Source organism: Rubritalea marina DSM 17716, from assembly GCF_000378105.1.
Classification (GTDB): Bacteria; Verrucomicrobiota; Verrucomicrobiia; order Verrucomicrobiales; family Akkermansiaceae; genus Rubritalea; species Rubritalea marina.
The window spans coordinates 203,634-225,147 of sequence record NZ_KB899247.1 but is presented as its reverse complement, the minus strand read 5'-3'; the positions used below and the strand labels follow the sequence as shown (position 1 = coordinate 225,147).

Sequence of the window (21,514 nt, the reverse complement as noted above, 5' to 3'; positions counted from 1 at the left end):
TCAATCGCATGCTCACAGAACTTAGGCTCTTAAATTTTCGTTGCTTCGACGGCTTGAGCCTAGAGTTTGATCATGCGTGCAATGTCTTTATCGGTGAGAACGCTCAAGGGAAGACCTCTATTTTAGAGTCTATATGTATCCTTCAGAGGTTGCATTCACCGCGCGCTAAGTCGCTTCGCTCAACCGTGAAGTTTGACTCCTCAGGTATGGGGGTGGCTGGATTACTTGGTGATGTCGAACTGCAAGTCGGCTACAACCGTGGTGGCACCAAACACACGGTGGATGGAGAGCCTCTCGAGAGGCAGTCTGAGTATTTACAGGAAAGCGGCTTAATCGTCTGGATGGGCAATGATGACATTGACCTCATTCGCGGTAGTGGCAGTGTTCGCAGACGTTACCTCGACTTTTTATGCTCTCAGCTCGATCCACGCTACCGTCAGGCGCTGTCTCGCTACCGCCGTGCCTTGAAAGCTCGTAACATCGTGCTCAAGAGCCAGCAGCCAAGCGCGCAGGAGCTTCAGGCATACGCAGTGGTCATGGCGAGCTACGGCGATTATTTGATTGAGTCACGCAAGAAGGTCGTGGAAGCCTTAGGGCCAGTCGTGCATCGCGCACAACAAGCCATCAGCGGGAAAGATGAACCAATCGAGCTAGAGTATCTTTGCGCATGCACTGGAGGAGTGGAAGCGGCTTTGCAGGAGTCCCAAGAAAGTGAACGCAGACAGAAGCAGTGCGTGGTGGGGCCTCACCGCGACGACCTCAAGATCACACTCAATGGAATGCCAGCAGATGAGTTTGCCAGCGAGGGGCAACAACGCACATTGGCTATCGCACTCAAGTTAGCCCAAGGAGATATGCTCTATGAGAAGTTGCTTCGGAGTCCCATCTATTTGTTAGATGACATCTTTGGGGAGTTAGATCCCGGGCGTAGACAAGCGCTGATGGACTACCTACCCAGTTCTGCACAGAAATTCATCACCACGACATCGATCGATTGGTTCGATGGGGACAGTCAGAATTGGGCCAAATATATGGTGCGGGACGGCGTGGTTTGCCCGGCGGTGACTGGCGAATCCTCGTAATCATGATTGCCACTTGGGGCGATTGAGTCCACTTTTGATCTATGCCAGACGATCGCTTCATCCAGTTTATCCAGCTGATCTCGCGCGGTGCCAAAGCTAGCATCAAACCACTATTGATACTGCTTTTCGGGCATGCTGTTATGGCTCTCTGCTTTTTTGTGTATCTACTCGGCGCATGGGGGGCTAGTTTAGCTTGGTCTTTGGTGCCAATCTATTGTTCATTCTTGCCGATCCTAGGGCTCGCTTTTTATTGGTTCAGTCTCGATGGTGTCGCGGGGCTTCCCAGAACTCTGGCAAATTCTCGCGAAACGTATGAAGTGCTTCAAGAGCGATATGCGAACCGACGGTCCAAGTCTGAGATCAAAGGGAAGGGTATTGTGGCGAACACACGTAGGATCATCCTACTCGCTGGGCTCACCTGGGACTCACGCGACGTGATCGACACCTCACTCAATGTTATTGGTCTACTAGATCTCATGAATCCGATCTTCTGGATCTTTATGATTGCGAGTGTGGTAAGCAGCATTGGTCTGAGCTTCCTCTACTTCTCGATCACTCTGGCACATTACTTTTTCGTTCTATAAAACGAGCCCTAAAAGTAACCATAGAGTTTTCGAATCACCCAAAAGCTGGTGAGCAATGAAAGGATCGCGAAGAGATAGATACCGTCTCCCCACAGAGGTCGCAGAGTGATGCGCGGCTCAGGCGCATCCAAAGCGTCGATGAGGCTGGGGAATGACCCTAACTGTTCTGGCCTTAACATTGCCCCGTCCGTCAACTTAGCCATTTCAGCAAGCACCTCTGGGCGTGCCTCTTGCGATATTTTTTCTTTGTTGATCGCTGGGGAGATCAACGTGGTGCTCAATCTAGATTCTACATCGGTTCCAATTTGTGCCTCGATCCTCCAAACTCCAGATGTGTCAATCAACGCTGAACCAGTGAAGCCACCCCAGATGTCATCGGATTTGCTCAGGTCGATCAATTGGCTCTTGTTGGTAGGAGAGATCAACATGAGAGAAATTTGATCGTCAGCGAGTGGGGAACCATCATCTGCTGTGGCGTTCGCAGAAAAGTAGATAGTTTGACCTGGCTCAGGTTGCTCTGGGGTGTAATAAAGCCTGATACGATCCCCAACGGCCATCTTCCTCTGGTATGACATCCATCGGGCCACTTGCCCCCAGAATCGATAATGATAGAGGTCTTCGACTCCACGCCTCCAACGCCAGGCTGAATCGTGAGCTAGGTAGAGTACTTTGCCATTGCCAGCTTGTGAGGTAACGAGCAGAGGAAGGCGACCGAAGCGATTGCGACTGTGCCCGTGTGTGGCCAGTATTTGGCTTCCAGCTTTAGCTTTGAGTACCGCAGAGTGCCAGTAGAACCCAGGCAATGACTGCCAGATTTTGATATTCTCGGCGGCTGAATCACCTAGGGTGGTGAGGAGCGAACTTTGCCCTAGTTTGGTGAGTGAGAGGCTGACAGGGGCGACGCTAGTGACTCCCTCAGGTGCTGATTCGTCCAAGACGACAGGGATCAATTCCCCCAAGGGGCTGCCCAATAAGCTTTGTTGGTGTCCTCGTTGACCTGGGATGAACACAATACCTGTGGCCTGATTCTTAACGAGTCCAGCGAGTAGTTCCGCTTCTGTGGCACTGAGTTGATCTTCGCTGATACCCACATCTCCGACAAAGACGACATCGTACTGCTGGAGCTGCGTCGGATCCGATGGGAATGTCGCTAGGTAATCCGTACCACCACCAGGAATTGCACTCGGGTGGTACAGCAGGCAATCAATCGAAACTCGTTGATCACGAGACAAGGCATTGCGGATGAATCGGTATTCCCAGCGTGGCGTGGAATCGATCACCAACACGCGTAGCTCTTCTTCCTTACCTCGCACAATAAAGCTGCCGGTGTTGTTTTCTAGATTGACCTCATCACTCACTGGAGGGATCAGGACGTTCACTTTGGATTCTGACTCACGCTCAACCTTCCAAATGACACTTTCTTGAACTTCGCCTCGTGGCGGAATCGTGAGTTGCTTGGTGACTCGTTGTCCAGATTCACTACAGGTGAAATTCACCATGCGCACGATTTCGCGATCTATGGTGGATGTTACTTTGAATGAAATTTGAATAGGTTCTCCTAGGATGCCGAAGCTTGGGGCGGCAATATCGCTTAAGATGAGATCGGGCAATGGTGTTGCTGATCCTATCGGAATGGTGAAAAGCGGTACTTGTTGGGTTCGCAATTTCTGAGCCGCATAAATCGGTGGTGACCCTGCATTCCAATCACCGTCACTGAGCATGACCACCGCGAGAAGGTTATCGTTATCATTCACTAAATCCACTAATGGCGTGAATAAGTCACTTGTGTTTTCAATTCCATCAACTGGTTCTGAGAAAGCACTCACTAGCAAGTCAGCGTCCTCATTCGTGGCAATTTCTGACCAAAGTTCTGAGGCCAACAGTTGAGAGACTAATTGCTCCCGAGCAATGACGGAACCATCAGCAGAGGAAGGTACATCTACTGTTTTCATGGATTGTGAAGCGTCCCAGAGCACAGCAATTTTGGGAGACGTTTCAGGGATTTCGATCGACTTGAGGTAGGGCTCCCAAAGCAGTAAAATCACGCATGTCACACAAAGGAATCGAATCGCCTCCAAAAGACTTACTTTCAATCGGTTCTTGGATTTTTTTATTGTGAGGTAAGAGAACACAATGAGCAAAACCCAGCAGACAATGCCGATCACGATGTCTGCATTCGATGGGTTGAAATAGATCTCTTGGAATTCTCTAGACAAGGCTTAGGTAGCTTGAGGTTGACGTGATTTTGAGAATGGCGTGCTCAGCGCTGCTTCGCCGAGTAGAATTAAAATCGTAAGGTAAGCAAAGGTCTTCCAGATCGGGCTGGGCGATTCACTCAACTCAGCATCTGAGTATTCCGCGCGAGGAAGCAACTGGTTGACTTCCTGCATGCTGAGGTAGATGGAATCGATTTCACGTGGATCTCCGTTAATTGCGAGGTAGTCTCCATTGTGTTCAAATACGCCAGTCCGATACTCGATTGGGTCGTTATTTCCCGTGTCTTCATTCACCGGGAGGATCCTCTTGAATGGATGAAGTTGCATTTTCTCCAGCGTCTCAGAATCACCAACAACCATGAATGTAGGGGTGCCGTATACCATTTTGCTAGTAGAAATGAGACGCTGGACAAGAGGGAGCAAAACGTCTCCGTCGCCAAGTGATGACCAATAGTAATTGGGTAAGGTGTTGAGGAAATAAAGTTCACCCGCTCCGAAAAGGTGGCGAGTGAGGGCGGGGGACCCATCATCCCAAGCGGCGACCACCGTGGAGTCGTGACTCAGGTTGCGGCGTTGGATCATCCGAAGTTTATCCACTGGCACTGCTACGCCGTCATTGCCGTCTCTGAGTGGGCCAGACTTTCGGTCCCATTGAGAGATCACAAATTCCACGTTGTCAGGGGCACTCAAGACCTTGCCCCATGTGTGCCCAGCTAGAGAACTCTGAGGCTCTGAGCTTGGGGGGAGACAGAGCATCACGCCGCCACTCGATAGGTAATCACGGAATGCCTGAGCTTCTGGCTCGAGAGGGAGTGGGGCCTGCCACACAATGAAAGATGCAGTTCCAAATGGTAACAAGGCATTGGGGTCATAGCGCTTAGATTCTACTTGGAAACTTGTTGAGATCGAGGTGGCGCGTTGCAGGTAACTAGCAGATTCGTCATCTTCAGCCACCAAGGCTATCTGTATTGGTGAAGAACGGTCGTAGGTGAAATATTGAGGCCTGGAATCGCCGACCGTTGACTTGCTGAGCATCGATCCATACCCAGCCTCGTCGCCGACTTGGAAAACTTTTTGGAACTGAGTTCTGGTGCCATTAAGTGGCACGGTTAGATTGTATTCACGTCCATCAATGTTGAATTCTAACACACACTCTTCAAGTGTTGAGGATGCGTCCTGATAGACAGCAGCATCGATTTGGATGGTCTTGGCTTGTCTCGTGACATGCAACACTTCACTGCGCAGAGCTTGTGCCGATGATTCTGAAAATGGGATGACTTTGAGTGTGCATTGTGAGTTATTACGCGTGAGTTCTTGTTGAATTTCAGACCAGAGTGGATTCGTGGTCTCCCAGGCGCTGTCTTGCAAATCACTCAAGAGCCAGATCTCGGTATTCCCTGTAGCATTCGCTTCGAGGTAATCCAGAGCAGATTCTAGTAATTGCGGGATATTGGCTTCAGGATCACTTGGGCCAGTTCGTTGAGTATCCATCAAAGACTGCTTCTTCGGAATGATTTGCGGTGAATAACTTGTGCTATCGATTAACACCAGACGCACGGAATCTAGTGCGTTTAAATTCTCTTGGGCAATTCGAATGGCGGCTTCACGCTTTTTGAGTCCCGTGTGTGGGTCCGTGAGCTCCATACTAGGCGATCGGTCTAGCAAGACGATCACAGTGTCTAGCTTGCCAGAGTCACTACTCAATAAATCGGAGCTTGTATGGGGGCGGGCAACAAGGAGGATGAGGCAGGCCACCGCTAGGGTCCGCAATGCAAGAATGATCCAATGTTTGATTTTGCGCTTCTTATTGCTGCTTCTACTTGCTTCAAACAGAAAGGATGTGGCAGCCCACTTGATTGTCTTGAACCGTCGCTTGTTGAGTAAATGGATTGTGACCGGCAAGATCACGGCCAGCAAGGTCCAAAAGTAAGTGTATGAGTTGAGGTGTGGGAAATTCAAGATGTCAGTGGGCGTGAATGGCTATGAATCGAGAAAGTTCTGTGAACGTGAGTGAAGGAACTTTGTGAGGACCTCCTCTGCAGAATCAGAGCTGCGGATCAAGTGGTGTTCCACAAGTGCTTCAGATGCCAAGCCTTCCACGCCTTGGAGAAAGTCTTGCATGAGTGCAAGGTATTCGTCGCGGATCTCCTCACCTTCGATATGCACATGGGACCCATCCTCAAGGTCGATGAAGCGATGTGCTTGGCTAAAATTGAATTCCAGCTCCATCGGGTCGAGTATCTGAAAGAGGCAAACTTCGTGTTTCCGGTGTTTGACATGAAGAAGGGCCTCTTTCAGTGATTCGAGATCACAAAAAAAGTCTGAGAAAATCAGGACTAAACCGCGGCGCTGGATGCTCTGAGCTAATTGATGGATGCCGTGGCACAGGCCCGTCTCACCGGAAACTTTCACCTCATTCAAACTTTGGTAGATTTGATGCAAGTGCGAAGGTTTCCGTTTCGGGCGGATCTGAAGATCTAATGAGCTAGATACGCAGTGGATGCCAGCAGCGTCTCCCTGCCGAATTGCAAGAGCACTCAATGTGGCCACCAGCTTTTTGACGAGATCAATTTTGCTGCCATGCGATCCATCGAAGTTCATCGAGCCACTACAGTCGATGAGTGAGTGTACTAACATATTGGTGTCAGCCTCACTTTGCTTGATGTAGTATCTGTCTGAGCGTGCGAAGGCTTTCCAGTCGAGCATTCGAATGTCGTCTCCTTGTACGTACTTCCGATACTCTGAGAACTCTACAGAAGATCCGTGATTTAAGGAGCGATGACGTCCCGTCACGCTCCCTAACATCGCCTGCTTGGACTCAAGTGGTAAGACGCTAAGTTTTGCTTGCAGTTCTGGGTCGACAAAAGGGTAGCTCATCAAGAGTGGGGGGCTTAGTGTGCCGCTTGAAGTTCTTCAATCAATCGAGCCACCACTTTTTTTGGTGTCATGCCGATGGACTCGGCAGTGAACTTCGTGATGACACGATGTGAGAGCACCGCCTCTGCAACTGCTTCTAGATCCTCAAAGCTCACCATGTAGGAGCCTTTGAGGGCAGCTCGCGCCTTGGCTCCAAGCACCAAATATTGGACGGCACGCGGACCCGCTCCCCAAGCCACATATTCTTTGATCCAATCCGGGGAAGACTCCAGCGAGGGACGAGTTGCTCTGACTAGCTCGACCGCGTAATCATAGATGTGGTCTGGTACTGGAAGGCGTCTTACGAGTTCTTGGTATGCAATGATGTCGTCTCTTCCCAGCACCTTGTTGATTGCCGTGTGAGTGGCTCCAGTAGTTTCTCGCGCGATGCGGCGTTCTTCATCTTCACTGGGGTAACCGACCTCAATTAAAAACATAAAGCGATCTAACTGCGCTTCTGGGAGTGGGTAAGTACCTTCTTGCTCGATGGGGTTTTGAGTCGCCAACACAAAGAATGGTTTGTCGAGCTCATAGCTATTCCCAAGAGCGGTGACGCGCTCTTCCTGCATCGCCTCAAGCATGGCTGATTGCGTCTTCGCCGGAGCACGGTTGATTTCATCAGCTAGCAGGAGGTTGGCGAAGACGGGGCCTCGTACAAACTCAAAGTTACGTTTCCCAGACTGATCCTCTTGAATGATGTCTGTCCCGGTAATATCGGAGGGCATCAGATCAGGGGTGAACTGAATGCGGTTGAAACTTAAATCGAGACACTCGGCAACCGTCGAGACTAACAAGGTCTTAGCAAGTCCGGGGACACCCATGAGTAAGGCGTGTCCCCGAGCAAATAGAGCGATAAGTAACTGCTCAACCACAAGTTCCTGGCCGACAATAGATTTGGATATTTCATCGCGCAGGCTCTTGTAATGTGTGCCAAGCTGATCGATAGCTTCAGCATCATTACTTGGTATGCTGGATCCCGAAAGTTCGTTCTTGAGTGGGTCTGAAATCATAGAAATTCGATTTACGCCCACTATAAAGAATTACGCAGGCATAGCGAGCTATACCTGCGTAAAAATACATGTGCTAACATTTTCTACCAGGTCGCTAGATCTGGTTTAGAATGGCAGCTTAAATATCTGCGGAATCGACACCGCGAAGTTCGAACACTCGCTTGATTGTTGATTCAATAAGATTGTTCGGACATGAAGCGCCAGCGGTGATGCCCACGGTCACCGGCTTGCTAAGATCCAGAAGGTTGGTGTGTTCTGTGGTTACTTCACACTTTTCCTCGAGATCAAAATGAAGAATTTCTTCTAAGGAGGTGAGTCGGTCGGAGTTCTGGATGAAAAAGGTAGGGAGTTCCTCTTGTCCAATTTCTACTAGGTGAGAAGTATTGGATGAATTGTAGCCTCCCACTACGAGGAGCACATCCATGTGGCCTTTAAGCATATCAAAGAGTGCATCTTGGCGCTCTTGCGTGGCTCCACAGATCGTGTCAAAGAACTGGAAGTTGTCTGATGAACCGTCGCGTTCCTTGATGGCGGTGTGGACGCGGCGTTGAATTTCCTCTGTTTCACTTTTCAGCATGGTAGTTTGGTTTGCCACGCCAACTTTCTGTAGGTGTTTCTTCGGGTCAAAGCCATCTGAGGTGGCATGCCCGAACCGCTCCATCAGTGCCTCAGCAGTGGTCTGGCCGGTGAGGTAACTGCAAAGGAAGTCGGTGTCATCCAAGGTGAGGATCACGATGTAGTGTCCATCCTTGGCGTCACCAAGAGCTCTGGATGCGGTAGCACGCGTTTCTTCGTGACCCGCTTTGCCGTGAATGATTGAGGTGTAGCCTTGCTTGGCATAGCCGCGGACTCGACGCCACACTTTCATCACATCACCACAGGTGGTGTCGATAATCGCAGCTCCTTGGCTTTCAATTTTATCGATATAGGAAGTGGGTGCGCCGAAAGCTGGCACAATCACCACATCATCCTCACCCAGGCGGTCGTATGTCTCATCCATTTCTTTCCAAGGAAGTGAGACGATGTTCATGTCTTGTAGTTGGCGGTTGACCTCTTGGTTGTGGATGATCTCACCAATGAGATAGATGTTATTCTCTTCAAACACCTTGCGAGAGGCATAAGCGAGGTCGATTGCGCGTTCCACTCCATAACAAAAACCGAATTGTTGAGCCAATTTGATGGTCGTGTTTCCCACTGTGATTGATCCATCATTCGAGCGGATTTTCTCAACGATGGATGATTCGTAATGCCTCTGGACTTCAGCCTGAACTTTCTCCATCACATCGGGGCGACGAACATTGATACGCTTGCGCTTTTGTTTCGGTTTCGGGTCACTCATAGTGTTGAGTCCGCACTGTAGGGGATGGATTTAAAATTGCAAGCTGCGTAGCGCTCATGCAGATAGATTAAAGATCTTAGCGCTCCTTTAAGTGGACAAACGTGTGGAGGGACAAAAAAAGGCGAAGCTATGGAAGCTTCGCCTGACTGAGTTGCTTGAATAGTGCTTTTTCTCTTTAGAGAAGCGCTTTAAGTCGCTTACAGACTTCCTCAACGTTGGCACGTGAGTTGAATGCCGAGATGCGGAAGTACCCTTCACCAGCAGCACCGAAGCCAGAGCCTGGAGTGATCACCACGTTCGCTTCTTGGAGCATCTTGTCGAACATATCCCAGGAGGTCAGGCCTTCTGGACAAGCAACCCATACATACGGTGCATTTTCACCACCAAAGACCTCGAGGCCGAGTTCTGTGCACGCATCGCGAAGGAGCTTCGCGTTGGCCATGTAATGTTCCACAAGAGCAGCAACTTCAGCTTTACCCTCTGGCGAGAAGATTGCTTCTGCGCCACGTTGCACTGGGTACGATGCACCATTGAACTTAGTAGACGTGCGACGACTCCAAAGTTGCTTGATGCTGATTTTCTCGCCGGACTCAGTCGTTCCGAATACGGAATCTGGGATCACGATGTAACCACAGCGTACGCCAGTGAAGCCACCATTCTTAGAGAAGGAACGGAACTCGAGGGCGCATTCCTTAGCTCCTTCGATTTCGTAGATAGATCTAGGAACGTCTGCATCTTGAATGAATGCTTCATAGGCGGCATCGTAGAGGATGATGGCGTCGTTTTTAAGCGCGTAGTCCACCCATGCCTGGAGTTGCTCACGCGTGGCGGAGGCGCCAGTTGGGTTGTTCGGGTAGCAAAGGTAGACGATATCTACTTTCTCTTCTGGGATGGCAGGAACGAAATCGTTTTCCGCAGTGCATGGAAGGTAAACAAGGCCTTCGTAGCGGCCAGCTTCATCAGCTTCGCCAGTGTTGCCAATCATGACATTGGTGTCCACGTATACTGGGTACACTGGGTCGGTGATCGCAATCGTGTTGCCTGGGCCAAAGATGTCTAGGATGTTGCCAGTGTCGCACTTTGAACCATCTGACACGAAAATGTCGTCGGCGGAAATGCCGAGGTCAGCAAAAGCATTTTCCGCCACAGCTTCGCGGAGGAAGGCATAGCCCTGCTCAGGGCCGTAACCACGGAAAGTGTCGCGATCACCAAGCTCGTCCACCGCCTTGTGCATTGCGTCTTGAACAGCCTTCGGGAGTGCTTCGGTCACATCACCGATGCCACAACGAATGAGTGCGGCGTCTGGATTTGCCTCGGTGTACGCAGCCACACGGCGGCCAATTTCTGGGAAAAGATACCCAGCCTTAAGTTTGAGAAAGTTATCATTGATACGTGCCATAACGGCCAGGATGCTGGCTAGTATGCTTGAAAAGTGCAAGGCCTGAATTTGGGATTTGAGATTTACAATTCCAGCCCTAACCTAAGCCACATGCACAATGCCACGGGGATCATTATCCGCCTCACAAAACTCAGCGACACAAGCCTGATTGTGAACTGGTGTGTCGATGGTGTTGGTTTGGTGCGAACGGTGGCCAAAGGGGCTCGAAGACCTAAAAGCAGCTTCGCTGGAAATATTGATTTATTTTACCTAGCAGAACTTCAATGGAGTGAGAGCACCCGCTCGGACTTACACGGGCTGAGAGAACTGCGCGTTGAGAATCGTTTTGAAGGCTTGCGGGGGGATTACAAAAAAACTCTCATGGCCAGTTATTTTAGCGCCCTTGTTAGTCATGTGCTAGAGGAGGGGGTCTGCGACGACGCAATCTTTGACCTCTTAAAACGCGCGCTTGCCTATGTCAGTGTGGAGGAGGCCAATCTCAAGGCATTCGACCACTTTGAAAAGCAACTCGCTAAATGCACCGGCGTGTGGGATGGGCGGCGCCGTGCGAATCTTGCCCTTGAGGACGCCTTTGGTAAATTACCCATACTGCGGAAACAATGCAGGGATAGCGTCTGTGACTAAAGCATCCGCCACTCGTAAAGCGCGGCGGCTTGGCCGTGGTAGGATCCAAGCTCATCAAATAGGTTCCAAACGATCGCGTTTAGCAACATGAAGCGTTGTCCTTTAGCGGAAATGCGCACCCCTTGATAGTCGTCGATGAAGCCATGCAGAGTCACCCGCTTGAGCAAGGCATCACGTTCCGCTTCGGTCACTGGCTCGGCAGAATGCCGGGAAGGAGTGCCGATTAAATCAGACCAAGTGGTTTCAAATAACTGAAGCGCAGCCAGGTTCGCATAATTGAATTGCGGGTCGCTTTCCGTGCCATGGGACAAAATAGCCACCTGCGAGCTTGCTATCGCTGTGGCTGTGGAAAGGGGAGAACTGCGTACCAAATCACGACCGAGTAGACGCCTAAAGCTCGATTGCAGCAACTCGGCGTGTGATTCAAGCTCTGGTGAGTTGTAATTTTCTGACATGAAATCGTCCTCGGATATCTAATTGCTAGAGCGGGCACTTATCAGCCCACTCGAGAGTGGTCTCATCGATGAATGCCTCATCCAGCACCTCCTGCGCCCAAGCTTCACTTCTAGCAATGTGCCGCAGCAAGCGGATGGCTAGCACCTGTATCACCTCTAGCTCCGACCACACAAGCTCTGGTAGGATGCCGCGCCAAGTCTTAGCATTTATATTCTTTGGCTTTTGCAATTGCTCGATCACAAGCTCGGACAACATCACGCAATGCTTAAATTCAGGCTCCTTCGGCACCGGTTCCACTTCATAGATCTTCAATGGAACTCCTGACTCGCCACTGAGTTCACATTTTGATTTCGCGCGTCGCGCCAAGTCCTTGCCAAATAAGTTCAGTTCATTGAGCCGCGCTTGGTGGGTGTCGAATCCTTTTGCCATATGGGATTACTTGAAATCAATTCTAGGAAACTAGCAATAGCTAAGATCCTTGGTCGCACTGCTAGTGCTCCACTACTTATTGTTCACCCATACTTTCAAGCACTGAGACATCAACTCTATCTTTCTCTCTAACTGTGCCTGATTTTAACTGAATAAGACTCTTTGAGCCTAAATAGGGGATTTCTGTGGTGTCGCCAGCTTCGAAATATTGAATGTCTTCTCTGAAATCCTCAAGGTGTAATCCTCGCATTCTCACGAAAATGTTGATCTGGCAATTCTCCACACTTTCTATAATGCGAATAGCTCCTTCTTCATCAGTGAAGTCACCCACCTCAAGTTCAGAAGCAAAACCTTCTCCAAAACCACTAAGAGCTTCAATAAGCTTTTCAATGTTAGATTTGTCTTTTGCTATTAGAATATCGACATCTTCTGTCAGTCGGACGTAGCCATTCAAGCAAACCGCAATCCCATCAACCGTGGTAAATTTAATGCTGTTTTTAACGAGCAGTACCAACAGTTTTTCGAATGAGGACTCGATGGGTGCTGTCATTTCGTTTGTTCTTGATGAATGGGGCCGCATTTTGGCGCAGACGTTCGAGCCTCTGAAATGGACTGAGCGATTCGAGAGGGCGGCCAACGGACTTTCGAATTGTTCCTGCTGAACTCATAATTAAACTCTAGATTAAGGAATGCCATCGATAAAGAAGAATTTTTCTGCCATCGTTTTCACTTTTCCAGACACAACATCAAAGCAATATTCTAACATATCACTAACAAAAACCATTGACTACGATTTATTTCGTAGTACGAATTGGTTCGTAATGAGAAAGAAGCCTACACCAACGGATAGTGAGTTAGATGTTTTGAACCTGCTATGGCAGCAAGCAGAGCAGACGGTGAAGGAGGTACACGAGAATTTGGCGGCGGCTAAGGGCTACACCACAACCTTGAAAATCATGCAGATCATGCAGGAAAAGCAACTCATCGAGCGCGTTTGCGAAAAGCGACCACATCGATACCGTGCCTTGGTTTCGCAGAAGAAAACCCAGACTTCCTTGCTCTCGCAGTGGATGGACAAACTCACGTCAGGCTCAGCTGCGGAGTTCGCCATGAAGGCGATTGATTCCAAACCAATCAGCAACGACGAAGTCGCGCAGCTCCGCGACCTCTTGGATCAGATTGAGGAGAAGAATGGGAAGAAGTAGGGGAGTCTCAAGTTGGTAGTTAGATTTTAGAAAGATGTTTGAGCATTTGATTTACGACCATGTCGCGACGTGGTGTTGGGCTTTGTTGTTGGCTGCTTTGCTGGGTTCGGCGGTGGTTTTGGTGGGCTTATTGGTGGCGGCGCTGCTGCGATCGAAGTCGTTGAAGTATGGGGTCTTGTTGCTGGCGCAGCTGAGTTTTGTGCCTTGTTTGTTGGGTGCTTTGCTTTTAAGCGAACCCTTCATGAAGCCCTTCGAGGTGCTAGTGGAAAAAACCGTTGCCGACTCTGTCGGGCAAAGCGCTGCAGTTGGTGAAGACTTAGAAGTGCTGCAGTCTACCGAGAGCCCTGGGTTTTCTGCGGTGACGGATTCGGAGAGTGTTGTGAATGCTGAGGTTCCCGCCTCAGAATCTAGGGTGCTGATCCAGCAGGCTGATGCTGAAACCCAGGGTGTTCATGGAGATCATGGTGATAATGAGCTTTCGACTGCAGAAGGTACCCTAGGTTTTGATTTGTTGGGCAATGTCCGTGGATGGGTGCAGGCGCATTCTTTGTGGATTGCTGTGCTCTGGGGGCTGGGGGTCATCGTTCTGGCTTTGCGTTGGTGTTTTGGTGCTTGGGAATTGCGCGCCTTGAAGCGTGCCGCGGCACCAGTGTCGGCTGAAATGCAAGCTCTGCTGGCTAAGGCGCAGGCTGGGTTTTACCTAAAAAAAGTGCAGTTGCTAGAATCTGCTAGGGTGCACTCACCGATGGTGGTGTCGTGGCTCAAGCCAGTCATCCTCGTGCCAGTTGGCATGCTCAATAACCTGAGCCCGCAGCAAGTGGAAGCGATCTTGGTGCACGAGCTCGCACACATCCGCCGCCACGACTTTTTCTTCAACATCCTGCAACGTGCGGTCGAAACCATCTTCTTTTTCAACCCACTCGTCTGGGTGGTAGGTCGCGAGCTGCGCCAAGTTCGCGAGGAACTCTGCGATGCCATGGCGGTGGAGCGCAGCGAGGCACCCCAGGTGTATGCCGAGGCTTTGCTCAAGCTCGGCGAATCCCAGCAAAAAGCATTCGCGATGGCAGCGAAAACCAAAGGTGCTCCGATGTTGCGTCGCTTCCAAGCGATGCTCAATCCCAAGGCGCAACTGCGTGGTTTCAGGCTCCGCGCCACCCTAGGCGAGCTCGCCTTGTTAGTGCTCGTAGGCGCCCTGTGTTTCATGCCAGTAGCTGCCGATCTCAATGAAGACCTCAACCCTGAGTCCCTCCCAGAGTTCGTAGAAATCCCAGCACCGCACGGAAAGATCCTAGACGCCGACGGCAACCCCATTGCGGGAGCGAAGGTCGTGCTTTATTATGACAATTTCAAAGATGCTATTCCGATAGATGCTGGTGTGGTCGAGGAGGTGACCTCTGCCGCAGATGGAAGCTATCGCTTTGAGGGATTAATGAAATTTAAGTACCGAGAGCGCTACAAGTGGTTAGATAATTACAATGTGCTGGCCACGCATTCCGACTGGGCCGTTGGCTGTGCTAAAGTTAAGAACCCTAGCTTTGATGTCGGCATGAGAACCCAGGGTTCCTCACAAGAGCTAGATGTCTATCTAGATCAGCCAATGAGCCACCAATTCATCGTCAAAACCAAGGGTTTCACAGATCCTGATGGCAATACGTTGGAACCTAGGGCGCTTGCCGGCGCTAAGATTTATCTCCGCTATTTGCAGGATTACCCAGCGAAGTTAGAAAATATGTCTAGTGACTATTCTAAGTCGGACTTTCGAGGCAGTGTTGACATGGGGATTTGTGTAGGAATCACCGATGAAAATGGCGAGTGTAGCATCGACAACTTACCGCCAGCCAAGTGTGGATTTATGATTGAGCACTCGGAGACCAGTTTGGCAAGAGACTGGAAATGGATCGGTGTTAAAGCGAACGATACCACCTATTGTTATCCACGAGCCAGTCTATCAGGAAGTCTGCATGATGAAGCAGGTCAGCCATTAGCCAACGTCACACTCAAGGCTCAAGCTACTGACTACGCATCGGTGAATTGGTTCGCGACCACTGATGAGAATGGCCGTTATGAATTTCCAGCTCTCTATGGGAAAAATCAAAATGGCACCTCAGGTAAGAGCAAAAGCAAAGGCGAGTGGAAGATCACTCTGCATCACAGTTCGAAGCTTTTGCTAGACGGTGAGTACACCTTCAAGCTGAAGCCCACCGAGCAAAAACAAGGTTGTGATCTGGTTGCGATTCAAGGCGTGCCGCTCCGGGTGCAAGTACTCCGTAAAGATAATGGTCAACCCTACGCCTTCGGCGAGGTTCAAGCTGGTTACCATCCTAATGATCAATACAAGTACACAGATGCTCACGGACGTGTGGAATTTAGGATGCACCCAAGGACGATGGCACGATGTGCGGCTAGACCGAAGCCTAGTGAGTGCTGGATTTCTGAGAGAGTTTCCCATTCGAAAGGTAAATACAGTGCTCTGACTATAAGTACTCCTCGTACGGCTAAAGGGCGTTCGATAGAGCTCTGGGTTGAGCCTCAAGCTATGGAGGGAATGACAGGTGAGCTCGTGCTGCCTGATCAGATTAGCAAATTCGATGGCACTGTCCATGTGAAGGCTCTCACGAACGATAGAGTCGTAATTTCTACAGATTATTTGCATGCTGTAGTGGAGGATGCACAGTTCACAGCGAAACTTCCATCAGCAGTTCAATGCAGTGTCTTCGCTAAATCAAAAGATGGCAAATGGAGTAGTGCTCCTACGATCGTGGATAGCAAGCACATGCAGCTAGAATTGAAGGAAGTCTCACTTCAGAAGATCAAGGTGCTACTCAATGGAAAAGCGTGTGAAGTCAAAGAATTAAATTGCTCCATGATTCTCCATGGCCACCTTATAGACCGCACTGAGTTTAAGGCGTCAATTGATGGACTGTTCGAAATCCCCGTGGTCGATGGATGTGATTATCAAGTGCGGATCAAGGATGCAACAGGCAAGGATTGGGTTAAGGACTTTAGCGCAGACACTTCTGAATTGATTGAGCTAGATCTGGGCCAACCGCTGACCGAATGTTACGGCCTCAATGGTAACGAAGTCAAAATTGTTGATTGGTACTACTCTACAATTGTGGACCTAGCTACAGGCCAAGGAATGATTGATCATTCCAATGAAAATGGAGCCCGCGATGTTGCATACTTTAGCGTCAACCCCGAAACTGGCCTTAGGTTTGATCGAGAGAGATTACAGACATTCAGGTATGGTGGCCGCGTAGCAAATCCAGAAAACTCTGGGTTAGAAATATTCGGAAAAACATCAGAAGGTGGAATCTTTCATTTTGTGAACTCACTGGAGGAACCCCAAGTTTTTAGAGCGACCTACGAGGAATTTATCACTAACTCACTACATGGAATTTCTGAGTGGCCTGAGAAAGTAGAAAAGCACTGGATCCATCTCAAAATTGTGGATGGCCAAGGGCAGCCGATCGAGGGGGCTAGAATAGCTGGCAGAAAAGACGAGATCCCTTCTTTCCTTCATGAATATCACCTCCATCAACGGTTTGAATCTACTGAGCAATATCAGGAAGTTGTTACGCGAAATATCGTCGACCACCGTAAGGTCAGCGATACAGATGGTCTCGTGAGCTTCGACAATATACATGGGTTGGGTGAATTTCGAGTTGACGCCCCTGGATATGCCACACGACTACTACCGAAAAGGTATTTGGAGAACGGGGCGCTTATCGTCCAGTTAGACAACTCGTCACGCTGCAAAGGAACCTTACTCAAGGCCGACGGAAGCCCTGCAAAATTTCATCCTTACGTATTGGAGTATAAAATGGCTACCGAAGGAGGGCTTCGGCGAGGTCCTTACTTTAGAGATAAAATGGGTGTCACTGGGATTACTGATGAATATGGTAATTTTGAGCATTTAGTCGAACCTGGTGCGTGGACATTAGAGGCTTCAATGAGTGATGAGCACATCATTAGGCATTCATTTATAGTGGAGCATGGCGAGACGGTCAGTCTTAGACCTTCACTTAAGCAAGCTTCACAACTGAAGGTCACGTTTAAAGATATTCAGACTATGGAGCCAATCGTGGGTCTACCTATGAAATTGAGATTTTGGATTGGTACGTTTGAACACTCGGCTATTGCTGGGTGGGATGGAGATAATAAAAACAATATCTTACACACCGATGAGAATGGACAGATTTCAATTACTGGTTTGTTGCCAAACAGGTACAATATTCGTCCGATTGTAGGCAATTCACCAGCTTGGCTGGATTCTGATACCCATTTTCAATGTTACCAATCAGCCTATTTCGCTGAGATACCCATAAGTAAACATACCAATACAGGTGATCTGGCGAACCTTAATTTTTGCCTAAAGAAGACAACCTTTGAGAAAGTGATCCTTCTCGAAAAAGGAGCCCAGGTCAGTGGGGTAGTAACGGTTCCAGATGGTGTAAAACATAGCAGCCTAGCTATTGGTTACATCGCTGACACGAAGCAGTGGAATTACCGCAGTATCCTAGTTAAGGAAGATGGAAAATTTTCTGGATTCTTGCCCAAATTGGTCGGCCAGAGTGTGCAGGTTTGTGCGTATGAATCTACCAACTCATGGAAGAAAACCTTAGCGGCGACATTTTCGAAACCGTTCACTCCAAAGCCAGGTGAAGTGTATGAGTTTAAGCTGAAGATGACTTCCGGAGGAACCGTAAAAGGAAGGGTTGTGGATCAGCAGGGCTCGCCAGTTCAATCAGCAAGAATACGATATAAGAATTTGGATGGTTTGGACGAGACTTCGGGGTTGGTGTGGGCTGAGCCTAATGAAAAGGGCGAGTTCATAATGTATGGGGTGCCGACTGGAGAGTTTGAACTTCAAGTGTCCTATTCGAAATCAAATGCTATGCGACAAAATGGGACTGAGTTCTTCACAATCCGTGAAGGCAAAACCACCGAAGTGCCAGACATCGTGATGGAGAAGGTGAAGAAGTAGTCTGGAAGCGGAAAACCTAGGGTGCTCATCCGGAGGAATCCTGGGTTTCACCAAAGCTTCTATTGTTTGGTGGTGACTGTGGGGCGCGGGGATGGGGAGCGCGTTCTTTCTGCGACTCCTCCAGAGTCGGCTTTTCTCCTAATCACATGACCCCGAGTGTTCACTGCGCTCGACTCGGGGCTACCTTCTGCGACCACGCTGTGGTCGGATAGATAAAAGCTAGGGGGGGTAAATCTAGAATATTAACTCTGGATTTGAATGAGGCTTTCTACTGACTACTTTCTACCCGGTCGCGGTGAAGCTATGCTTCCCGCACCGATTCACCCCATGATTTTTTTACCGAGCTTGGCGCCGCCGAGTTCAACATACTTGAAGAGCGGCGCGGCTAGGGCGAGTGCGTGGACGAGGTAAAAGCTGTAGGAAACGGTTCCCACCCATTGCATGGCTTTTGAGTTGAGGAATGAGCGGAGCGTCTTCGACACCCAATCGAGTTTGCCAAAGTGGCTATCGAGCACCACACAGAAGAAGATCGCCCAGAAGCTCAGCGGCAACCACCAGTGGTCTTTGTTGAGGTCGAGATCATCCCAAAGGAAGATGTCTTTGACCTGTGGGAAGAGCAACAAGGTGGTCATGAGTGCGAAGCCAGTGAGCGGGAAGGGGATACGCCATTAGTGGCCGGCGAAGAGTTTGAATAGCTTGTAGGAGCACGCACCGATGAAGAGGTATTCGATGTGGAATGGTAGGAAGGCGCCAGTGCCGACGGGTGGCAGGTAGTGGCGGAACCAGACGATGGCGGCACAGCCGAAACCTAGGGTGATAAACTTGGCTTGTGACTTGTTCAACATGAACATGAAGGGCGCCACCAGGTAAAACTGCCAGACGTTGGAAACAAACCATGCTGGCGGCAAGAATGCCCAGGGTGCTCCCGATGGGGAGCTGGCTTTGGGGACGACGCCGTGGAGCATGACTGCGTGAAGGCCAATGTGCGCCCACATCCAGTCGAACCACGACTGGATGTGGGCGACTGATGCGGTCTGACCAAGAATTGCAGCACCTTCCATCTCAAGCTTGGCAATGGGGATGGCGACGAGGAATAGTAAGAACATCAAGGGGAATAGGCGGAAGAAGCGTTTGCCTGGGTAGCGGAAGTATTTGTCGTTGCTGTGATCAAGCGCATACCACATCGCAAAACCTGCGATGATGATGAAAACATCAAGCGCGTGCCAGGCGGCGCGGAAGAACTCGATCGGCCCTGGCAAGACGCGTGGGTAGCCGCAGTAGAGAATGACGTGACAGAAGAATACCCACAGCGCGAGCACTGCACGGAGCCCTTCGATTTCGGTGATTCGGGTTCCTTTAAGTGATGATTTTCTAGTCGTAATTGCTGAATTTTACAGGAGTTGATACTATATTTACCAATCTAATCGTGATGTCTATCACCTACGAGTGTCATCGTGTGTCATCCGCAATATGATCGATTGGAGAGCATTATTTTTATAATTGAGCCTAGATTTCAGCTTGCCCTCTAGGCGATTCTCATTACGATGCGCGCCCTATGGCAAACGAGAGCAACAAAAAACGCCCAGCAATACTGATACTTGGTGCTCCTGGTTCTGGCAAAGGAACCCAGGGTAAAGCACTAGGCATGGTTCCCCGCTTCTTCCATTGTGCGTGTGGCGATGTCTTCAGAGCACTAGACACTCGTTCCGAGCTTGGTCAAAAATTTGTAGAGTACTCCAGCAAAGGTCAATTGGTTCCCGATGAACTCACGATTGAACTCTGGCAGGCTCAAATCAACACCTGGAAAGAGGGGAATCAGTATTTCCCTGAGACAGACATCTTAATCCTCGATGGAATCCCGCGTAATGTGGAACAGGCTGAGATTCTTCAAGAATACATTCAGGTAGAGCACATCTTCCATCTTTCATGCCCGGATCGTTCTGAGCTAGCCCGTCGTATGCGCAAGCGTGCACTCCGCGAGAACCGCATGGATGATGCTTCAGATGCAGTTATTGAAGACCGTATTCGCACTTACGAGGCAGAGACCAAGCCGATTCTAGATTTCTACCCAGAGGCCATTCGCACCGACATTGATGCCACTCAACAACCGATCAAGGTCATGAGCGACATCATCAACAAGATCATCACCTTGCCAATCTACAAGGAGATGGATAAGGTCTCGATCTAGGTCGCACTTCATAGAGTTCTTAAGGGCTGCCACGGCAGCTCTTTTTTTGTCCCATCCCGCAGACTACAACTAAGCTAACAAAATGGCAGACACCAAGCGCATCCTCTTCATGGCTACTGGCGATATCGCCATCCCAAGCTTCAAAGCACTTTTAGCAGATACTAACTACGAGACCGTGGCTCTGATCACTCAGCCTGATAAACCCGTCGGACGCAAACAAGTGCTCACTCCGCCACAGGTGAAGGTGATAGCCGAGGAGCTGGGCATTCCGGTATTCCAACCAAGCAAAGTCAAAGAAGAGGCGGAGCTTGAACTCATTCGCAGCTTGAAGCCCGATGTGATCGTGGTGATGGCCTACGGCCAAATTCTACCCAAAGCATTGCTAGAGATCCCGAATGTGGCGATCATCAACCTACACGCAAGTTTGCTGCCTAAGCACCGTGGCGCGTCCTGCATCCAAGCTGCCATCGACCAAGGCGATGCAGAATCTGGCATGACCGTCATGCACGTGACCGAGGGACTCGATGAAGGAGATGTGATTCTGCGTAAGCCATTCGCGCTTCCTGCTTCCATCACTGGCGGCGAGCTACATGACAGGCTCGCTGAAGATGGGCCTGAATGCTTGCTGTCAGCATTGCAGCATCTCTTTGACGGTTCCGCTGGCCGAGAACCCCAAGATGAAGCACTCTCGAACTATGCGCCAAAATTGCTACGCAAGCATGGTGAGATTGATTGGAGCCGAGATGCGGCAGCGATTGAGCGACGTGTACGCGCATACCATCCATGGCCTGGCACCTCCACCTCATTCACCGACACCAAGGGGAAGGTGAAACGATTGAAGATTTTTCCGCCAGTCTCGCTGTGTCAGGATACTAAAGGCGCGGTATCACCAGGCTTAGTCACTATCGAGCATGACCAACTCTATGTTCACTGTGGTGATGGTCAGTGCATTCAGCTGCAAACGGTACAGGTAGAGGGTAAAAAAGCCATGTCAGCTAGCGATTTCATCCGAGGTGGATTAGTATGCAACGGTGCGAGCTTAGGCTGAGACATAACACTAGCACAATACTGCAAGCCTG

At 49.8% G+C, this 21,514-nt stretch carries 19 protein-coding genes; 7 read left to right on the top strand and 12 right to left on the bottom strand.

Going from position 1 to position 21,514, the window contains the following annotated elements; translation table 11 throughout:
• Nucleotides 1-8 precede the first annotated feature (8 nt).
• Together recF and F454_RS0100975 are read left to right on the top strand one after the other, a co-directional pair.
• The gene (recF, locus tag F454_RS0100980; protein WP_083912835.1) at nucleotides 9-1,082 is read left to right on the top strand and encodes a DNA replication/repair protein RecF; all 1,074 of its coding nucleotides are present in this window, start codon (nucleotides 9-11) and stop codon (nucleotides 1,080-1,082) included.
• Between the two features lie 41 nt (nucleotides 1,083-1,123).
• Entirely contained in the window at nucleotides 1,124-1,666 is a 543-nt protein-coding gene (locus tag F454_RS0100975) for a hypothetical protein (protein ID WP_018968752.1), read from the top strand.
• An 8-nt stretch (nucleotides 1,667-1,674) separates the two neighbouring features.
• Here the strand turns inward: F454_RS0100975 and F454_RS0100970 are convergent, their stop codons facing one another.
• The 6 genes from F454_RS0100970 to F454_RS0100945 all read right to left on the bottom strand — a co-directional run bounded on the left by F454_RS0100970 (nucleotide 1,675) and on the right by F454_RS0100945 (nucleotide 10,546).
• Entirely contained in the window at nucleotides 1,675-3,882 is a 2,208-nt protein-coding gene (locus tag F454_RS0100970; protein WP_018968751.1) for a VWA domain-containing protein, read from the bottom strand.
• Nucleotides 3,883-3,885: 3 nt separating this feature from the next.
• Entirely contained in the window at nucleotides 3,886-5,841 is a 1,956-nt protein-coding gene (locus tag F454_RS0100965) for a BatA domain-containing protein (protein WP_018968750.1), read from the bottom strand.
• Nucleotides 5,842-5,862: 21 nt separating this feature from the next.
• The gene (locus tag F454_RS0100960) at nucleotides 5,863-6,759 is read right to left on the bottom strand and encodes a DUF58 domain-containing protein (protein WP_018968749.1); all 897 of its coding nucleotides are present in this window, start codon (nucleotides 6,757-6,759) and stop codon (nucleotides 5,863-5,865) included.
• A 14-nt stretch (nucleotides 6,760-6,773) separates the two neighbouring features.
• The gene (locus F454_RS0100955) at nucleotides 6,774-7,808 is read right to left on the bottom strand and encodes an AAA family ATPase (protein WP_018968748.1); all 1,035 of its coding nucleotides are present in this window, start codon (nucleotides 7,806-7,808) and stop codon (nucleotides 6,774-6,776) included.
• A gap of 118 nt (nucleotides 7,809-7,926) precedes the next feature.
• Nucleotides 7,927-9,147, bottom strand: a complete 1,221-nt coding sequence (locus F454_RS0100950; protein WP_018968747.1) for a 4-hydroxy-3-methylbut-2-enyl diphosphate reductase — start codon at nucleotides 9,145-9,147, stop codon at nucleotides 7,927-7,929.
• 175 nt (nucleotides 9,148-9,322) lie between these two features.
• Nucleotides 9,323-10,546: an LL-diaminopimelate aminotransferase gene (locus F454_RS0100945; protein ID WP_018968746.1), complete on the bottom strand. Its 1,224-nt coding sequence runs from the start codon at nucleotides 10,544-10,546 to the stop codon at nucleotides 9,323-9,325.
• Nucleotides 10,547-10,636: 90 nt separating this feature from the next.
• Here F454_RS0100945 and recO point away from each other — a divergent pair, with 90 nt between their 5' ends.
• Entirely contained in the window at nucleotides 10,637-11,170 is a 534-nt protein-coding gene (gene recO / locus F454_RS0100940; protein WP_018968745.1) for a DNA repair protein RecO, read from the top strand.
• Here recO and F454_RS0100935 read toward each other — a convergent pair.
• The 3 genes from F454_RS0100935 to F454_RS0100925 form a co-directional block, all read right to left on the bottom strand.
• Nucleotides 11,167-11,625, bottom strand: coding sequence for an MEKHLA domain-containing protein (locus tag F454_RS0100935; protein ID WP_018968744.1), 459 nt, complete (start codon nucleotides 11,623-11,625; stop codon nucleotides 11,167-11,169). The genes recO and F454_RS0100935 overlap by 4 nt on opposite strands.
• A gap of 25 nt (nucleotides 11,626-11,650) precedes the next feature.
• Nucleotides 11,651-12,055, bottom strand: a complete 405-nt coding sequence (locus F454_RS13715) for a hypothetical protein (RefSeq protein ID WP_018968743.1) — start codon at nucleotides 12,053-12,055, stop codon at nucleotides 11,651-11,653.
• 76 nt (nucleotides 12,056-12,131) lie between these two features.
• On the bottom strand, nucleotides 12,132-12,605 hold the full coding sequence (locus tag F454_RS0100925; protein WP_018968742.1) for a hypothetical protein: 474 nt from the start codon (nucleotides 12,603-12,605) through the stop codon (nucleotides 12,132-12,134).
• A gap of 271 nt (nucleotides 12,606-12,876) precedes the next feature.
• On the opposite strand from F454_RS0100925, the gene F454_RS0100920 reads away from it, so the two are divergent.
• Nucleotides 12,877-13,260 (top strand): BlaI/MecI/CopY family transcriptional regulator, encoded by a 384-nt coding sequence (locus F454_RS0100920; RefSeq protein ID WP_018968741.1) that lies wholly within the window; start codon nucleotides 12,877-12,879, stop codon nucleotides 13,258-13,260.
• Nucleotides 13,261-13,311: 51 nt separating this feature from the next.
• Here F454_RS0100920 and F454_RS16455 read toward each other — a convergent pair whose 3' ends face one another.
• On the bottom strand, nucleotides 13,312-13,503 hold the full coding sequence (locus F454_RS16455; RefSeq protein ID WP_018968740.1) for a hypothetical protein: 192 nt from the start codon (nucleotides 13,501-13,503) through the stop codon (nucleotides 13,312-13,314).
• On the opposite strand from F454_RS16455, the gene F454_RS0100910 reads away from it, so the two are divergent.
• Nucleotides 13,502-18,247, top strand: a complete 4,746-nt coding sequence (locus F454_RS0100910; RefSeq protein ID WP_018968739.1) for a M56 family metallopeptidase — start codon at nucleotides 13,502-13,504, stop codon at nucleotides 18,245-18,247. The two genes, F454_RS16455 and F454_RS0100910, sit on opposite strands and share 2 nt — an antisense overlap.
• A gap of 320 nt (nucleotides 18,248-18,567) precedes the next feature.
• On the opposite strand, the gene F454_RS0100905 is transcribed toward F454_RS0100910, so the two are convergent.
• Nucleotides 18,568-18,879, bottom strand: a complete 312-nt coding sequence (locus tag F454_RS0100905) for a hypothetical protein (RefSeq protein ID WP_018968738.1) — start codon at nucleotides 18,877-18,879, stop codon at nucleotides 18,568-18,570.
• 36 nt (nucleotides 18,880-18,915) lie between these two features.
• Nucleotides 18,916-19,584, bottom strand: a complete 669-nt coding sequence (locus F454_RS0100900; protein ID WP_276199761.1) for an acyltransferase family protein — start codon at nucleotides 19,582-19,584, stop codon at nucleotides 18,916-18,918.
• A gap of 218 nt (nucleotides 19,585-19,802) precedes the next feature.
• Here F454_RS0100900 and F454_RS0100895 point away from each other — a divergent pair, with 218 nt between their 5' ends.
• Entirely contained in the window at nucleotides 19,803-20,435 is a 633-nt protein-coding gene (locus tag F454_RS0100895) for an adenylate kinase family protein (protein ID WP_018968736.1), read from the top strand.
• Nucleotides 20,436-20,517: 82 nt separating this feature from the next.
• Nucleotides 20,518-21,483: a methionyl-tRNA formyltransferase gene (gene fmt, locus F454_RS0100890; RefSeq protein WP_018968735.1), complete on the top strand. Its 966-nt coding sequence runs from the start codon at nucleotides 20,518-20,520 to the stop codon at nucleotides 21,481-21,483.
• Nucleotides 21,484-21,514: the final 31 nt, after the last annotated feature.

What these genes read in the sequence shown, in the direction of transcription:
- recF (WP_083912835.1), top strand. Translation starts at nt 9, where the DNA reads ATGCTCACAGAACTTAGGCTCTTAAATTTTCGTTGCTTCGACGGCTTG.
- F454_RS0100975 (WP_018968752.1), top strand. Translation starts at nt 1,124, where the DNA reads ATGCCAGACGATCGCTTCATCCAGTTTATCCAGCTGATCTCGCGCGGT.
- F454_RS0100960 (WP_018968749.1), bottom strand. Translation starts at nt 6,759, where the DNA reads ATGAGCTACCCTTTTGTCGACCCAGAACTGCAAGCAAAACTTAGCGTC.
- F454_RS0100955 (WP_018968748.1), bottom strand. Translation starts at nt 7,808, where the DNA reads ATGATTTCAGACCCACTCAAGAACGAACTTTCGGGATCCAGCATACCA.
- F454_RS0100950 (WP_018968747.1), bottom strand. Translation starts at nt 9,147, where the DNA reads ATGAGTGACCCGAAACCGAAACAAAAGCGCAAGCGTATCAATGTTCGT.
- F454_RS0100945 (WP_018968746.1), bottom strand. Translation starts at nt 10,546, where the DNA reads ATGGCACGTATCAATGATAACTTTCTCAAACTTAAGGCTGGGTATCTT.
- recO (WP_018968745.1), top strand. Translation starts at nt 10,637, where the DNA reads ATGCACAATGCCACGGGGATCATTATCCGCCTCACAAAACTCAGCGAC.
- F454_RS0100935 (WP_018968744.1), bottom strand. Translation starts at nt 11,625, where the DNA reads ATGTCAGAAAATTACAACTCACCAGAGCTTGAATCACACGCCGAGTTG.
- F454_RS13715 (WP_018968743.1), bottom strand. Translation starts at nt 12,055, where the DNA reads ATGGCAAAAGGATTCGACACCCACCAAGCGCGGCTCAATGAACTGAAC.
- F454_RS0100925 (WP_018968742.1), bottom strand. Translation starts at nt 12,605, where the DNA reads ATGACAGCACCCATCGAGTCCTCATTCGAAAAACTGTTGGTACTGCTC.
- F454_RS0100920 (WP_018968741.1), top strand. Translation starts at nt 12,877, where the DNA reads ATGAGAAAGAAGCCTACACCAACGGATAGTGAGTTAGATGTTTTGAAC.
- F454_RS0100910 (WP_018968739.1), top strand. Translation starts at nt 13,502, where the DNA reads ATGAAGCCCTTCGAGGTGCTAGTGGAAAAAACCGTTGCCGACTCTGTC.
- F454_RS16455 (WP_018968740.1), bottom strand. Translation starts at nt 13,503, where the DNA reads ATGAAGGGTTCGCTTAAAAGCAAAGCACCCAACAAACAAGGCACAAAA.
- F454_RS0100905 (WP_018968738.1), bottom strand. Translation starts at nt 18,879, where the DNA reads ATGACCACCTTGTTGCTCTTCCCACAGGTCAAAGACATCTTCCTTTGG.
- F454_RS0100895 (WP_018968736.1), top strand. Translation starts at nt 19,803, where the DNA reads ATGGCAAACGAGAGCAACAAAAAACGCCCAGCAATACTGATACTTGGT.
- fmt (WP_018968735.1), top strand. Translation starts at nt 20,518, where the DNA reads ATGGCAGACACCAAGCGCATCCTCTTCATGGCTACTGGCGATATCGCC.